The sequence below is a fragment of the Streptomyces qaidamensis genome, from assembly GCF_001611795.1.
Classification (GTDB): domain Bacteria; phylum Actinomycetota; class Actinomycetes; order Streptomycetales; family Streptomycetaceae; genus Streptomyces; species Streptomyces qaidamensis.
The window spans coordinates 1,174,560-1,189,443 of sequence record NZ_CP015098.1; the positions used below are offsets into that span (position 1 = coordinate 1,174,560).

The following is a 14,884-nucleotide window of genomic DNA, read 5'->3' on the forward strand; positions in this document are numbered from 1 at the left end:
TTTCCGAGCGGCGGCGACCGGCGCATAGTGAGATCACGATGACGCAGAAGAGAGCCTTGGTGGTCCGGGGCGGCTGGGAAGGGCACCAGCCGGTCGAGGCCACGGAACTGTTCCTGCCCTTCCTCCGCAGCAACGGGTACGCCGTCCGGGTCGAGGAGTCGACCGAGATCTACGCGGACGCCGTCGAACTGGCCGCGACCGACCTGGTCGTGCAGTGCGTGACGATGTCGGAGATCACGCGCGAGCAGCTGGCGGGGCTGACCTCCGCGGTCGTGGCCGGCACCGGTTTCACCGGCTGGCACGGCGGCATCGCCGACTCGTTCCGCGCCTCCTCGGACTATCTGCACCTGGTGGGCGGCCAGTTCGCCACGCACCCCGGCAAGGAACCGTGCGAGCGCCGGGGTGCGGCGGACGACAACTTCCTGCCGCACACCATCACGCTCACCGAAGCCGGCCGCGCGCACCCGGTCACCGCGGGCATCGAGGACTTCGCCCTGGACACCGAGCAGTACTGGGTGCTCCACGACGACCTCATCGACGTCCTGGCCACCACCACGCATCCCACCCGGCCGTGGCAGCCCTGGCACCGGCCGGTCACCTCACCGGCGGTCTGGACCCGCCGGTGGGGGGCCGGGCGGATCGTGGTGACCACGCCGGGGCACAGCGTCGACGTGCTGGAGCACCCCCACGTCCGCACCATCATCGAGAGGGGCATGCTGTGGGCGACGCGCACCGCGTCGGGGTCGTAGGACTCGGCGTCATCTCCCGCGCGTACCTGGACACACTCGCCGGCCATCCCGGGGTGCGCGTCACCGCGGTCGCCGACCTCGATGCCTCCCGGTCGGCCGCGGCCGCCGCCGAACTGCCGGGCGCCCGGGCGTTGTCGGTCGAGGAACTGCTGAGCAGCCCGGACGTGGACACGGTGCTGAACCTGACCACCCCGGCGGCCCACGCCGGGATAGCCCTCGGGGCGATCCGGCACGGCAAGAACGTCTACGGGGAGAAGCCGCTGGCGGCGGACCTGGAGGACGCCCGGTCCGTCCTGGAAGCCGCCGCGCGGGCGGGCACCGGGGTGGGCTGTGCCCCGGACACCGTCCTGGGCACGGGAGTTCAGACCGCCCGGGCGGCCGTGGAGGCGGGGAGTATCGGACGCCCCCAGTTCGCCTCCGCCGTGATGGTCACCCCGGGGCATGAACGCTGGCATCCCCACCCCGACTTCTACTACACGGCCGGCGGCGGCCCGCTGCTGGACATGGGGCCGTACTACCTGTCGTCCCTGGTCCATCTGCTGGGGCCGGTGCGTGCCGTGACCGGGGCGGCCGGGCGGCTGCGCGCCGAGCGCGTGATCGGTTCCGGGCCGCGCGCGGGCGAGCACATACCGGTCGAGGTGGACAGCCATGTATCCGGAGTGCTGGAGCACGTGAACGGGACGCTGACGACGCTCACGACGAGCTTCGACGGCGTGGCCACCACGGCCGCCCCGATCGAGGTGCACGGCGAGAGCGGCACCCTGTCGGTGCCCGACCCGAACCGCTTCGACGGCGAGGTACGCCTCCACGCGCTCGGCGACACGAGGTGGCGGGCCCTGCCGGTGTCCGCGGGCTACGCGGACGGCTCCCGCGGCCTCGGTCTGCTCGACTTCCTCACCGCCGACGCGTCGCGGGCGCCGCGCGCCGACGGTGAACTCGCCCTGCACGTACTGGAGACGATGACCGCGCTGCTGTGTTCGGCGGCCGAGGGACGCCGGATCGAGCTGACGACCTCGGCGCGGGTGCCCGCACCCGTGCCGCTGACGAGTGCCGAGCAGTGGCACGGCCGGCCCGCGTGAGGTCAGTCCACGGGCCAGGTGTGCACGGGCGCGTTCATGTGCATGTAGTCCATGTACGTCCTCGTCATCTGCCGCAGTGCCTCCCGCCGGTCGGAGATGCCGGCCTTCTCCAGGTGGTGCACCATCTCCGCCTGCCACAGGGCGCCGTTGCGGCCGGTGACGCAGCGCTGCTCGATGATGCCCAGCAGGGGTTCGCGCCACGCGGCGTCCATGCCGGTCAGCTCCAGTCCCCGGTGGGCCAGGGGCAGCAGACGCCGCAACACCAGTTCCGTGACCGGCACTTCGCCCACGCCGGGCCAGTACAGGCGGGCGTCGATGCCGTCGCGGGCGGCGGTGTGCAGGTTCTCCTCGGCGACCGAGAAGGACATCCGCGTCCACACCGGCCGGTCCTCGTCGACCAGGGCGCGGGTCAGGCCGTAGTAGAAGGCGCCGTTGGCGATGATGTCGGCCACGGTGGGGCCGGCGGGCAGTACCCGGTTCTCGATGCGCAGGTGCGGGCCGCTGTCGGTGACCGCGTAGATGGGGCGGTTCCAACGGTAGATCGTGCCGTTGTGGAGGGTCAGTTCGCCCAGCTGGGGGACGCCGCCGCTGTCCAGCTGCTGCTGTGGGTCCTCGTCCTCGCACAGGGGCAGCAGGGCCGGGAAGTAGCGCACGTTCTCCTCGAAGAGGTCGAAGACGCTGGTGATCCAGCGCTCACCGAACCACACCCGGGGCCGTACGCCCTGGGCCTTGATCTCTTCGGGGCGGGTGTCGGTGGCCTGCTCGAACAGGGGGATGCGGGTCTCGCGCCACAGCTCCTTGCCGAACAGGAAGGGCGAGTTCGCCGCGAGGGCGATCTGCACGCCCGCGATGGCCTGGGCCGCGTTCCAGTAGTGCGGGAACTCCTTCGGATCGACCTGGAGATGGAACTGGGTGCTGGTGCAGGCCGCCTCGGGAGTGATCGTGTCGGCGTACGTCGACAAGCGCTCCACGCCGTCGACCCTGATCCGCAGGTCCTCGCCCCGGGCCGCGAAGATCTGCTCGTTGAGGAGCCGGTAGCGCGGGTCGCCGGAGAGCGCGGACTCGCTGACGTCCGACTCGCCCAGGGTCGGCAGGATGCCGACCATGATCAGGTGCGCGCCCACCGCGGCGGCGCGATCCTCGGCGTGGTTGAGGGCGTCCCGGATCGCCTGCTCCCAGGAGCCGGGGCCGCCGGCGGTCAGCCGCCGGGGCGGGATGTTGATCTCCAGGTTGAAGCGGCCCAGCTCGCTCGACCAGGCGGGGTCGGCGATCGCCTGGAGCACGTCGGTGTTGCGCATCGCGGGCAGTCCGGCGTCGTCGACCAGGTTGAGCTCTATCTCCAGCCCGACCTGGGGGCGCTCGCTCTCGAACCCCGACTCGTGGAGCATCCGGGCGAGCACTTCGAGGTCGGTGTGCATCTTCTCCCGGTAGCGACGACGGTCCTCCCGGGTGAACACCAGGGCCGGCACGTCACGTCCCATGTGCCCTCCTGCGCGCTCCTGGGGCGGATACGTCCGCACCTCAGCGGATGGTCTCGTCCCAGAGTCGCACCTTGTCCCCGACACCGCACCCACCTAGCCTGAGTTTGTGCCGCAAATAAACAAACCCCGAACGCACAATGACGTGCCGGGCCACAGCAACTCCCTCACCCGGCTCCGGATCGCCCTCACCGTCTTCTTCGCCCTCGACGGCTTCGTCTTCGCCGGCTGGGTCGTGCGCATCCCCTCCATCAAGGCGCAGACCGGCGCCTCCGCCAGCGCCCTCGGCCTCGCCCTCCTGGGCGTCTCCGCCGGGGCGGTCGTCACCATGACCCTCACGGGGCGCCTGTGCCGCCGCTTCGGGAACCACCGGGTCACCGTCGTCTGCGCCGTCCTGCTCTCCCTGAGCGTCGCCCTGCCCCCGCTGACCCATTCGGCGCTCGCGCTGGGCCTGGTCCTGCTGCTCTTCGGGGCCGCGTACGGCGGGATCAACGTCGCCTTCAACAGTGCGGCGGTCGAGCTCGTGGCCGCGCTGCGGCGGCCGGTCATGCCGAGCTTCCACGCGGCGTTCAGTCTGGGCGGCATGGTCGGAGCGGGGCTGGGCGGTCTGGTCGCGGGGGTCCTCTCCCCCACGCGGCACCTGCTGCTGCTCACCCTCGTCGGCCTGGTCGTGACCGCCGCGGCGGGCCCCACGCTCCTGCGGCACGAGCCGCCGGCGCCTCCGGAGCGGGAACTGCCCGCCGAGGACGCCCCGCGCCGCCTCGACCGCCGCACCCGGGGGCTGGTGATCGTCTTCGGCGTGATCGCGGGGTGCACCGCGTACGGCGAGGGGGCGCTGGCCGACTGGGGCGCGCTGCACCTCGAACAGGACCTGAACGCCTCGGCGGGGGCCGCGGCCGCGGGCTACTCCTGCTTCGCGCTCGCCATGACGGTGGGGCGCCTGACCGGCACGACGCTGCTGGAACGCCTCGGGCGGACCCGGACCGTCGTCGCCGGCGGGACCACCGCGGCGGCCGGAATGCTGCTCGGCTCCCTCGCCCCCTCCCTCTGGGCGGCCCTCCTCGGCTACGCGATCACGGGCATCGGCCTCGCGAACCTCTTCCCCGTGGCCGTCGAACGCGCGGGCGCACTCGCCGGCCCCGGCGGCGTCGCCACGGCCTCGACGCTCGGCTACGGGGGCATGCTCCTCGGGCCGCCCGCGATCGGCTTCATGGCGGACTGGTTCACCCTGCCGGTCGCGCTGACCAGCGTGGCGGTGCTGGCGGCGGTGGCGGCGGTCGTAGGGGCGCTGGTGGGGGTGGCCACCCGGCGCGCGGCCGGAGGCTGAAGGGGCGAAGCTGCCAGGAGGGATGCCGGTGATCCTGGGTACCCGTGGCCACGCCCGTTGTGATCACCGGGCCGTACGACGTGCCCAAGGAGGCAGACCCGTGACCGAACAGCAGCACCCCGGCGAACAGCACCCGACCCCGGAGTTTCCCTCCCAGGACCAGCCGCACCCCGGCTGGACGGGGCCGATGGACCCGCCTCCGGACCACGGAGAGGAGTCCTACCGGGGCAGTGACCGGCTGGCCGGCCGCAAGGCCGTGATCACCGGTGGGGACTCCGGTATCGGCCGCGCGGTCGCCCTCGCGTTCGCCCGTGAGGGAGCCGACGTGCTCTTCACCCATCTGGATGACGAGAAGGACGACGCCGCCGAGACCGCCCGGCTCGTCGAGGCGGCGGGCCGCCGTGCGGTGCCCGTCTCGTGCGACGTGCGGGAGGAGGAGAACTGCCGGGCGCTGATCGAGCGTGCCGTGGACGAGTTCGGCCGGATCGACGTCCTCGTGAACAACGCCGCGTACCAGATGTCCCAGCCCGACGGCATCGAGGCGATCACCACCGAGCAGTTCGACCGGGTGCTGCGCACCAACCTGTACGGGATGTTCTGGCTGTGCAAGCTGGCCCTGCCGCACATCCCGGAGGGCGGCAGCATCATCAACTCCGCGTCGGTGCAGGCGTACAAGCCCAGTCCGCATCTGCTGGACTACGCGACGACGAAGGGCGCGATCGTCACGTTCACACAGGGGCTGGCGCAGATGCTGATCGAGAAGGGCATCCGCGTCAACGCGGTGGCGCCGGGCCCGGTGTGGACGCCGCTGATCCCGGCGACCCTCCCGGACACCCAGTCGTTCGGCAAGCAGGCCCCCATCGGGCGGCCAGCCCAGCCTGCCGAGATGGCTCCCGCATACGTTTTCCTGGCATCTCAGGAGGCGTCTTACATCACCGCCGAGATCGTCAACGCGACGGGCGGGACACCGCTGCCGTAGCCCCCGGGCAGCCGCCGCAAATACCCGGGCTTCGAGAGCGCTTCATGCGGCAGACTCGGCGCCATGGAGACCGCCGAGTTCCTTCAGGCACTGCAGACGGAAGGCAGGCTGCTGGCCGCGGCCGCCGAGGAGGCCGGGACCGACGCCAAGGTGCCGACGTGCCCCGGGTGGCAGGTGCGCGACCTGTTGCGGCACACGGGCGCCGTGCACCGCTGGGCCGCCGCGTTCGTCGCGGAGCAGCTCACCGAGCCCCGTCCGCCGGTCGAACCCACCGACCTGGACGGCGCGGAGCTCGTGGCCTGGTACCGCGACAGCCACCGGCACCTCGTCGGCACACTGGCCGGCGCCTCGCCTGACGTGGAGTGCTTCACCTTCCTGCCCGCGCCGTCACCACTGGCCTTCTGGGCCCGTCGACAGGCGCACGAGACGGCCGTGCACCGGGTCGACGCCGAGTCCGCGCGCGGCGGCAGCCCGACCGGCGTCACCCCCGAGTTCGCCGCCGACGGCATCGACGAACTGCTGCGCGGCTTCCACGCCCGCTCCAGGAGCCGGGTACGCACCCCCGAGCCGCGCGTTCTGCGGGTCCGCGCCAAGGACACCGGCGCGGTGTGGACGGTACGGCTGTCGCCGGAGCCGCCCGTGACGACGCGGGACGCCTCCGGCGAGGCCGAGTGCGAACTGTCCGGTCCGGCCGAGGAGTTGTACCTGGCGCTGTGGAACCGGGCTCCGCTCACGGAAGCCACGGGCGACCAGGCGCTCGCCGCGCTGTGGCGGGAGGCATCGGCGATCTGAGCAGCCGCCGACGGGCGATCAGCCCTCGGTGAGCATCCGCGCCAGCACCGCGCGCTGCACGGGAAGCACCTCGCCGTGCAGCGCGCGCCCCTTCGCCGTGAGGCAGACCTTCACCCCGCGCCGGTCCTCGGGGCACATGCCGCGCTCGACGAGCCCCTCCTTCTCCAGCCGGGCGATCAGCCGCGACAGCGCGCTCTGGCTCAGATGGACCCGCTCGGAGATCTCCTGGACGCGGTAGGACGGCGTGCCCTTCGGGGTGCGGCACCCGGCGAGGACGTCGAGCACCTCGAAGTCGCTGGCGCACAGACCGTGGCCGTGCAGCGCACGGTCGAGTTCGCACTGCGTACGGGCATGCAGCGCCAGAATGTCCCGCCACTGTTCCACGAGCGCCTGCTCGGCCTGCTGAGCCGCCATGCGCCGCACCGTAGCAGAGAACCAAGATTGTTGCACCTGAATTAAATGCGCTTGCATCTCATGCATACGCATGTAGTGTCCCCGATATGACCTCTCCGCTCATCTCCCCCACGTCCGAAGGGCGTTGGACGCCACGGCTCTGGGGCACCCTGCTCGTGCTCTGCGCCGCGATGTTCCTGGACGCCCTGGACGTGTCCATGGTCGGCGTCGCCCTGCCGTCGATCGGTGCCGACCTCGGCCTGTCGACATCGGCGCTGCAATGGATCGTCAGCGGCTACATCCTGGGCTACGGCGGTCTGCTGCTCCTCGGCGGCCGCGCCGCCGACCTGCTGGGCCGGCGCCAGGTCTTCCTGGTGGCCCTCGGCGTCTTCGCGTTCGCCTCGCTGCTCGGCGGTCTCGTCGACTCGGGGCCGCTGCTCATCGCCAGCCGCTTCGTCAAGGGCCTGAGTGCGGCCTTCACGGCACCCGCCGGCCTGTCGATCATCACCACGACGTTTCCCGAAGGCCCCCTGCGCAACCGCGCCCTGGCCATCTACACCACCTGCGGCGCCACCGGCTACTCGATGGGCCTGGTCTTCTCCGGCCTGCTCACGGAGGCCAGCTGGCGGCTCACCATGCTCCTGCCCGCCCCCGTCGCGCTGATCGCCCTGTTCGCGGGCATGAAGCTGCTGCCGCGCACCGAGCGCGAGCGCGGCAAGGGCGGCTACGACGTCCCCGGCGCCGTCCTCGGCACCGCCTCGATGCTGCTGCTCGTCTTCACCGTCGTCGAGGCGCCCGAGGTGGGCTGGGGCTCGGTCCGCACCGTCCTGTCCTTCGCCACGGTGGCCGTTCTCCTGGCGGCCTTCGTCGCCGTCGAGCGGCGCAGCCCCAGCCCGCTGGTCCGGCTCGGCGTGCTGCGCTCCGGGCCGCAAGTGCGGGCCCAGCTGGGCGCGTTGACGTTCGTCGGCAGCTACATCGGCTTCCAGTTCCTGGTCACGCTGTACATGCAGCAGCTGCTCGGCTGGTCCGCGCTGCACACGGCCCTGGCGTTCCTGCCGGCGGGCGCGCTGGTGGCGCTGTCCGCCACGAAGGTCGGAGCCGTCATCGACCGCTTCGGTACGGCCCGGTTGATGGTGCTGGGCTTCGCGCTGATGGTCACCGGATACGTGCTGTTCCTGCGCATCGACCTCGACCCGGTCTACGCGGCCGTGATCCTGCCGACGATGCTGCTGGTCGGCTCCGGCTTCGCGCTGACCTTCCCGTCGCTCAACGTCCAGGCCACCAACGGCGTCGACGAGCACGAGCAGGGCATGGTCTCCGGGCTGCTCAACACCTCGGTCCAGGTCGGTGGTGCGATCTTCCTCGCCGTGGTGACGGCCGTGGTCACCGCGAACTCCCCCGAGGGTGGCAACCCCTCCCCGCAGGCCGTCCTCGACAGCTACCGGCCCGGCCTGGTGGTCGTGACGCTCGTCGCCTTCGCGGGCCTGCTGATCACCCTCACAGGTCTGCGTCCCCGCCGGGGCCGCCCGTCCTCCGGACCGTCCGTGGTGGTCGCCAAGTCCACTGCCCAGGAGGCGGAGCGCGTCGCCGTCCGCGACTAGCGCGACCGGGGGGAACGCCTCCGACCGTGCGCCCGGCGGGCTGCCTTGCCCGCCGGGCGCACCCCTGTTTCACTCGCCGTATGACCAGTCACGGAGGACGGCGCAGTCAGGCCGAACGGGATGCGATCACCGTCGAGATCGGGTACGCGCTGTGCAGCGCGGCGTTCGCTGCGGCGGTGGTGTTCGGGGCCGTGGCCGGGCCCGCGCTGCTCTTCGACCTGCCGGAGACGCCGGAGCGCCTGCTGCCGCTCGCCGGTCTGGTGCTCGCGCCGGCGCTCTTCGCCGTCCGGGTGGTCAGTGTGCTGGTCCGGTTCCGGAAGGCCGGTCAGCCCAGCCAGCCCGGCCGCACCAGCCCCGACTCGTAGGCGAGCACCACCAGTTGGGCCCGGTCGCGGGCGCCGAGCTTCACCATCGTGCGGCTGACGTGGGTCTTCGCGGTGAGCGGGCTGACGACCAGGCGGCGGGCGATCTCCTCGTTGGACAGGCCGATCCCGACCAGCGCCATCACCTCCCGCTCCCGCTCGGTGAGCCGGGCCAGGGCGCCGGCCGCCGCCGGTTCCTTGGAGCGGGAGGCGAACTCGGAGATCAGCCGCCGGGTGACGCCCGGCGACAGCAGGGCATCACCGGCGACCACCGCCCTTACGGCGCGCAGGAGTTCGTCCGGCTCGGTGTCCTTGACCAGGAAGCCGGAGGCGCCGGACCGGATCGCCTCGAAGACGTACTCGTCGAGCTCGAAGGTGGTGAGCATGACGACCCTGACGTCCTTCAGCCCGGGGTCGCCGGTCACCTGCCGGGTCGCGGCGAGGCCGTCGAGGGCGGGCATGCGGATGTCCATCAGGACCACGTCGGGCCGCAGTTCGCGGATGCGGCGCACGGCCTGAGCACCGTCGGCGGCCTCCGCGGCCACCTCGATGTCGGGCTGCGCGTCGAGCAGCGCCCGGAACCCCGCCCGTACCAGTGACTGATCGTCGGCGAGCAGTACGCGGATCACCGGTCCTCCTGTGTCGGTCCGGGAGACGTGTGGGCGGACGACGTGAGCGGCAGTACGGCGAGCACCCGGAATCCGCCGTCCGGGCGGGGGCCCGCCTCGATGGTGCCACCCAGGGCGGCGGCCCGCTCCCGCATCCCGGCGAGCCCGTTGCCACTGCCGCCCGCGTCGTCCCCGGTCGCGGGCCCGTCGTCGTCCACGCGCAGCCGCAGCACCCGCTCGTCGTGCGCCAGGTGCACGCGCGCGTGCCGCGAACCCGAGTGCCGTACGACGTTGGTCAGGGCCTCCTGGACGATCCGGAAGGCGGCGAGGTCCGTGCCGGGGGCGAGGCGCGGCGGCTTCCCCTCGACATCGACCGTGAGGCCCGCGCCCGCGGCCTGTTCCACCAGTTCGGGCAGCCGGTCGAGCCCGGGCGCGGGGGTGCGCGGCGCGTCACCGGGTGCGCGCAGGGTGTCGAGCACCTGACGCACCTCGCCGAGCGCCTCCTTGCTCTGGTCCTTGATGGTGGTGAGGGCCGTGCGGGCCTGCTCGGGGTCGGTGTCGAGGAGCGCGAGGCCGACTCCCGCCTGCACGTTGATGACCGAGATGCTGTGTGCGAGGACATCGTGCAGCTCCCGCGCGATCCGCAGCCGCTCCTCGTCGGCCCGCCGCCGCGCGGCCTCGGCCCGCTCGGCCCGTTCACGGACCCACTGCTCGCGCCGGACGCGGAACAGCTCCGACACCGCCGCGATGGCCACCAGCCAGGTGGCGACGACGATCTCCTCGCCCCAGGAGACGGCCGAGTCGCCCGGCGGCGGCAGCCACCGGTAGAGCCAGTGCGCCACCAGGACGTGCCCGGCCCAGAGCATGCCCATCGCGGCCCAGGCCGCCCGGCGGTGCCCGGCGACGACGGCGCTGAAGCAGGCCAGGGCGACGGTGAAGAGCACCGGCCCGTAGGGATACCCGGCCCCCAGATAGACCATGACGGCGGCCGCCGTGCCGAACACCACCGCCACCGGATAGCGCTTGCGCCACAGCAGCAGCCCCGCGGCCACCAGCAGCAGCACCCGGGCGAAGAGATCCAGTTCCGCCCGCTCGCCCTGCTGTCCGTGGGCGGCGAAGCCCGAACCGACCAGGACGAACACGGTCACGAGGACCGTGGAGCGCCAGGGCCATCGCGTCGCGGGCCGCTCCCACCGGTCCCACGGCGGGGGCCCGTGCCGCCACCCCTGCGGCGGACCGCTCCGCGCGCGCTGCTCGTCCATACCGGCCACGCTAGACGCCACGCCGCCGCAGCCGCGTCACCCCGGCGAGGTGGTCACGCGTACTCCCCGGGAAGTACGCCCGGTCAACGGCCCGGTGGGCTACCGGGGCCCGGGAACCAGCCCCACCCCCTGTGCGAGTTGTCCCACGGCGTGCCGGAAGAACGCCTCCCGGTCCTCCACGACCCGGTTGAACTGGCCGAACAGCTCGAAGCCGACCAGTCCGTACAGCTGGGCCCAGGAGGCGACGAGGGCCGTGACGACCTCCGGAGGGAGGTCGGGGGCGAGGTCGGCGGCCAGGCGCTCGGCCTCCGGGCGGAGGTCGTCCGCCAGAGCGGGCCGGCCGAGAGCCCGGCCCTGGTGGGCGTCGCGGGCGATGCCGATGAGCAGCAGGCCGACGCGGGCGGCGGCCGGGACGGTGGCGTCGGGGGCCGTGTAGCCGGGGACGGGCGATCCGTAGATCAGCGCGTACTCGTGCGGATGGTCCAGCGCCCAGCCCCGCACCGCCTCGCAGACCGAGATCCAGCGCTCGAAGGGCGGGGCCGCCGTCTCGTGGGCCGCCTCGGCGCTCTCCCCGAGGGAGTCGTAGGCGTCGATGATGAGAGCGGTCAGCAGGTCGTCACGGCTGGGGAAGTAGCGGTACAGCGCGGAGGAGACCATGCCGAGTTCACGGGCCACGGCCCGCAGGGAGAGCCGGGCGGCACCCTCCGCCGCGAGCTGTCTGCGGGCCTCGTCCTTGATGGCCGCGGTGACTTCGATCCTGGCCCGGGCACGGGCGCCCTGTGCGGTGCTCATGCCGGGCAGTCTCCCATGAGAACGGAGCAGTGCACACAGAGCAGAGCAGTGAACTGAAATGTGAGCAGTGCTCTTGCAAGGAGAGGGCAAACTCGTGCACACTGGCGCCAGAGAGTGCGAGAGCAGTGCTCACAGAAGAGAGCACCGGTTCGCCGCCACCCGAGGGGGCCCCATGTCCACGCACGTCCAGAAGCCCGGCTGGTTCACCGTCAACGTCTTCAACCGCATCGTGGCCTGGATGACCCGCCGCGGCATCAGCGTCTGGGGCTCCCGTGTCCTCGCCGTCCGCGGCCGCAAGAGCGGCCAGTGGCGCACCACCCCGGTCAACCTGCTGACCCTCGACGGCAAGCAGTACCTGGTCGCCCCTCGCGGCCATGTGCAGTGGACGCACAACATGCGCGCCGCGGGCGGCGGCGAACTGCACCTCGGCAAGCGCGTGGACACCTTCACCGCGGCCGAGGTGGGCGACGACGACAAGACCCCGGTCCTGCGCGCCTACCTCAAGCGCTGGAAGGCGGAGGTCGGGGTCTTCTTCAACGGAGTCGGCCCCGAATCCCCGGACGCCGAACTGCGCCGCATCGCCCCCGACCACCCGGTCTTCGAAATCACTCCGGCGAACTGACCTCGCCGCCCGCGGCGGGACGGCGGTCCAGCGCGGCCAGGGCACGCTGGGCCACCGGATACGTGCGGACGATCTCGCCCAGCGACGTCGAGCCCTGCGTGATCTCCTTGAACGCCCTCCACGCCGGGCGCAAGCCCGTCAGCGCCCCGTGGAACAGGCCGGGACGGCGCTCGAACACCGTCAGCAGCCGCTTGCCGACGCTCATCTCCACCCCGAGCCCGGCCTTGACGGCGAACGCGTAGTTGAGAGCCTGCCGGCGCGTGTCCACGGCGTCGTGCGCCTCGGCGATCCGCACCGCCCACTCCCCCGCGAGCCGGCCGGAACGCAGCGCGAAGGAGATGCCCTCACGGGTCCACGGCTCCAGCAGCCCCGCGGCGTCACCGCACACCAGCACCCGCCCGCGCGAGAGCGGCGAGTCGTCGGCGCGGCAGCGGGTCAGGTGCCCGGACGAGATGCTCGGTTCGAAGCCGGCGAGGCCGAGCCGCCCGATGAACTCCTCCAAGTACCGCTTGGTCGCGGCGCCTTCGCCGCGGGCCGAGATCACCCCGACCGTCAGGGTGTCGCCCTTGGGGAAGACCCAGCCGTAGCTGCCGGGCATGGGGCCCCAGTCGATGAGCACCCGGCCCTTCCAGTCCTCGGCGACGGTCTCCGGCACCGGGATCTCCGCCTCCAGGCCGAGATCCACCTGACCGAGCTTGACCCCGACATGCGCCCCTATGCGGCTGGCACTGCCGTCCGCCCCGACGACGGCCCGCGCGAGCACGACGTCGCCACCCTGCAGGACCACGGCGACCGTGCGCCGGTCCGGCACCACCGAGCCGTGCTGCTCCACCCGCTGGACCGTGACGCCCGTGCGCAGCTCGGCGCCCGCCTTCTGCGCGTGCTCGACCAGCTGCTGGTCGAACTCGGACCGGTTGATCAGCCCGAACAGCATCTGCTTCGAGCGGCGCGTGCGCGTGAACCGGCCGTTGTTGGAGAACGTCACCGCGTACACCCGGTCCCTCAGCGGCAGCTCGAAGCCGGGCGGCAGGGCGTCGCGCGAGGGGCCGATGATGCCGCCGCCGCACGTCTTGTACCGCGGCAGTTCGGCCTTCTCCAGCAACAGCACGCGTCTGCCGGCGACTGCCGCCGCATAGGCGGCCGATGCGCCCGCGGGTCCCGCGCCCACCACGACGACGTCCCACACCTGCCGCACGTCGTCCGCCGAAGAGTTCTCGCTGCTCACGATGGTCTACTGCTCCCGATCAAGCCGCCTGCCGCTGTCTCCCGCATCCTACGGCGGCGGTCACCGCAGGCCGCTGTGGGAGGATCGGCGACGTGGGTGGCCCGTACACGGGCCGCGCCCACACCACACGATCACCGCGTACCGAGAAGTACGCATCCGTACAACGTCGCACCCACGAGGAGCGTGCCCATGTCGTCGAATCCGGTCGCCGAGACCGTCGCCTCGCTGATGCCCAGGGCGAAGGAAGAGCTCACCGAACTGGTGGCCTTCCGGTCGGTGGCGGACTTCGACCAGTTCCCGAAGAGCGAGAGCGAGGGCGCAGCCCGCTGGGTCGCGGACGCGCTCACCGCCGAGGGCTTCCAGGACGTGGCCCTGCTCGACACCCCCGACGGCACGCAGTCGGTCTACGGCTACCTGCCCGGCCCGGCCGGCGCGAAGACCGTCCTGCTCTACGCCCACTACGACGTGCAGCCGCCGCTGGACGAGGCCGCCTGGACGACGCCGCCGTTCGAGCTGACCGAGCGGGACGGGCGCTGGTACGGGCGCGGGGCCGCCGACTGCAAGGGCGGTCTGATCATGCACCTGCTGGCGCTGCGCGCGCTCAAGGCGAACGGCGGGATCCCCGTCGGCGTCAAGGTGATCGCCGAGGGCTCCGAGGAGATGGGCACGGGCGGTCTGGAGCGGTACGCCGAGGCCCGCCCTGAGCTGCTCGCGGCGGACACGATCGTCATCGGCGACGCGGGCAACTTCCGCGCCGGTCTGCCGACGGTGACCTCCACCCTGCGCGGTATGACCCTCGTCCGCGTACGGATCGACACGCTCGCGGGCAACCTGCACTCGGGCCAGTTCGGCGGCGCCGCGCCCGACGCGCTGGCCGCGCTGATCCGGGTCCTGGACTCGCTGCGCGCCGAGGACGGCTCGACGACCGTCGAGGGGCTTTCCGGGGGCGCTGCCTGGGAGGGGCTGGAGTACGAGGAGGAGCAGTTCCGGCAGGACGCCAAGGTGCTCGACGGTGTGGAGCTGATCGGGTCCGGTACGGTCGCCGACCGCATCTGGGCGCGCCCGGCCGTCACGGTCATCGGCATCGACTGCCCGCCGGTCGTCGGGGCCACCCCGTCCGTGCAGGCGAGTGCCCGGGCACTGGTCAGTCTGCGGGTGCCGCCGGGGGTGGACGCGGGCGAGGCGACCAAGCTGCTCCAGGCGCACCTGGAGGCGAACACGCCGTGGGGTGCGCGGCTGAGCACCGAGCAGATCGGTGAGGGCCAGGCGTTCCGCGCCGACACCGGCAGCCCGGCGTACCAGGCCATGGCGACGGCGATGGCCGTCGCCTACCCGGGCCAGGAGATGCAGTACGCGGGGCAGGGCGGTTCCATTCCGCTGTGCAACACGCTGGCCGCCCTCTACCCGCGTGCGGAGATCCTGCTCATCGGGCTGAGCGAGCCGGAGGCGCAGATCCACGCGGTGAACGAGAGCGTGTCCCCCGACGAGCTGGAGCGGCTGTCGGTGGCGGAGGCGCTGTTCCTGCGCAACTACGCGGCCGGCTGACCGCTCCGCCCTCGCCGGAAAGGCCCTCGTCCTCGGACGGGGGCCCTTCTCCGCGGACGGCACGCTGATG

Annotated in this window: 15 protein-coding genes; 9 read left to right on the top strand and 6 right to left on the bottom strand. The window is 72.4% G+C overall.

From position 1 onward, the window contains the following. Positions 1-38: 38 nt before the first annotated feature. Positions 39-749 carry a ThuA domain-containing protein gene (locus tag A4E84_RS04895; RefSeq protein ID WP_062925352.1) on the top strand — a complete coding sequence of 237 codons (711 nt, stop codon included), beginning with the start codon at positions 39-41 and terminating at the stop codon, positions 747-749. Beyond that, on the top strand, positions 719-1,828 hold the full coding sequence (locus A4E84_RS04900; protein ID WP_062925353.1) for a Gfo/Idh/MocA family protein: 1,110 nt from the start codon (positions 719-721) through the stop codon (positions 1,826-1,828). The genes A4E84_RS04895 and A4E84_RS04900 overlap by 31 nt, the downstream gene beginning before the upstream one ends. A 2-nt stretch (positions 1,829-1,830) precedes the next feature. Here the strand turns inward: A4E84_RS04900 and A4E84_RS04905 are convergent, their stop codons facing one another. Beyond that, complete coding sequence (locus A4E84_RS04905; RefSeq protein ID WP_062925354.1) at positions 1,831-3,309, bottom strand: glutamate-cysteine ligase family protein; 1,479 nt, start codon at positions 3,307-3,309, stop codon at positions 1,831-1,833. 142 nt (positions 3,310-3,451) lie between these two features. On the opposite strand from A4E84_RS04905, the gene A4E84_RS04910 reads away from it, so the two are divergent. The 3 genes from A4E84_RS04910 to A4E84_RS04920 all read left to right on the top strand — a co-directional run bounded on the left by A4E84_RS04910 (position 3,452) and on the right by A4E84_RS04920 (position 6,404). Then, on the top strand, positions 3,452-4,633 hold the full coding sequence (locus A4E84_RS04910) for an MFS transporter (protein WP_062925355.1): 1,182 nt from the start codon (positions 3,452-3,454) through the stop codon (positions 4,631-4,633). Positions 4,634-4,733: 100 nt separating this feature from the next. Continuing rightward, positions 4,734-5,612, top strand: a complete 879-nt coding sequence (locus tag A4E84_RS04915; protein WP_062925356.1) for an SDR family oxidoreductase — start codon at positions 4,734-4,736, stop codon at positions 5,610-5,612. 63 nt (positions 5,613-5,675) lie between these two features. Continuing rightward, positions 5,676-6,404 (top strand): maleylpyruvate isomerase family mycothiol-dependent enzyme, encoded by a 729-nt coding sequence (locus A4E84_RS04920; RefSeq protein ID WP_062925357.1) that lies wholly within the window; start codon positions 5,676-5,678, stop codon positions 6,402-6,404. Between the two features lie 18 nt (positions 6,405-6,422). On the opposite strand, the gene A4E84_RS04925 is transcribed toward A4E84_RS04920, so the two are convergent. After that, on the bottom strand, positions 6,423-6,818 hold the full coding sequence (locus A4E84_RS04925; protein WP_062925358.1) for a MarR family winged helix-turn-helix transcriptional regulator: 396 nt from the start codon (positions 6,816-6,818) through the stop codon (positions 6,423-6,425). An 86-nt stretch (positions 6,819-6,904) separates the two neighbouring features. Here A4E84_RS04925 and A4E84_RS04930 point away from each other — a divergent pair, with 86 nt between their 5' ends. Both A4E84_RS04930 and A4E84_RS04935 read left to right on the top strand, forming a co-directional pair. Further along, positions 6,905-8,398 (top strand): MFS transporter, encoded by a 1,494-nt coding sequence (locus tag A4E84_RS04930; protein ID WP_062925359.1) that lies wholly within the window; start codon positions 6,905-6,907, stop codon positions 8,396-8,398. Positions 8,399-8,478: 80 nt separating this feature from the next. Further along, positions 8,479-8,763, top strand: coding sequence for a DUF6332 family protein (locus tag A4E84_RS04935; RefSeq protein ID WP_062925360.1), 285 nt, complete (start codon positions 8,479-8,481; stop codon positions 8,761-8,763). Here the strand turns inward: A4E84_RS04935 and A4E84_RS04940 are convergent. From A4E84_RS04940 to A4E84_RS04950, 3 genes are all read right to left on the bottom strand, one after another. Beyond that, entirely contained in the window at positions 8,724-9,389 is a 666-nt protein-coding gene (locus A4E84_RS04940) for a response regulator (protein ID WP_062925361.1), read from the bottom strand. The genes A4E84_RS04935 and A4E84_RS04940 overlap by 40 nt on opposite strands. Next, on the bottom strand, positions 9,386-10,630 hold the full coding sequence (locus tag A4E84_RS04945; protein WP_107308271.1) for a sensor histidine kinase: 1,245 nt from the start codon (positions 10,628-10,630) through the stop codon (positions 9,386-9,388). The genes A4E84_RS04940 and A4E84_RS04945 overlap by 4 nt, the downstream gene beginning before the upstream one ends. Positions 10,631-10,729: 99 nt before the next feature. Further along, positions 10,730-11,422, bottom strand: coding sequence for a TetR/AcrR family transcriptional regulator (locus A4E84_RS04950; protein WP_062925363.1), 693 nt, complete (start codon positions 11,420-11,422; stop codon positions 10,730-10,732). A gap of 172 nt (positions 11,423-11,594) precedes the next feature. Between A4E84_RS04950 and A4E84_RS04955 the strand changes: the two genes are divergently transcribed. Next, positions 11,595-12,044 carry a nitroreductase family deazaflavin-dependent oxidoreductase gene (locus A4E84_RS04955; protein ID WP_062925364.1) on the top strand — a complete coding sequence of 150 codons (450 nt, stop codon included), beginning with the start codon at positions 11,595-11,597 and terminating at the stop codon, positions 12,042-12,044. Here the strand turns inward: A4E84_RS04955 and A4E84_RS04960 are convergent. Next, positions 12,028-13,269 carry a geranylgeranyl reductase family protein gene (locus A4E84_RS04960; RefSeq protein ID WP_062925365.1) on the bottom strand — a complete coding sequence of 414 codons (1,242 nt, stop codon included), beginning with the start codon at positions 13,267-13,269 and terminating at the stop codon, positions 12,028-12,030. The two genes, A4E84_RS04955 and A4E84_RS04960, sit on opposite strands and share 17 nt — an antisense overlap. Before the next feature lie 189 nt (positions 13,270-13,458). On the opposite strand from A4E84_RS04960, the gene A4E84_RS04965 reads away from it, so the two are divergent. Beyond that, entirely contained in the window at positions 13,459-14,814 is a 1,356-nt protein-coding gene (locus tag A4E84_RS04965; protein ID WP_062925366.1) for a dipeptidase, read from the top strand. Positions 14,815-14,884 lie beyond the last annotated feature (70 nt).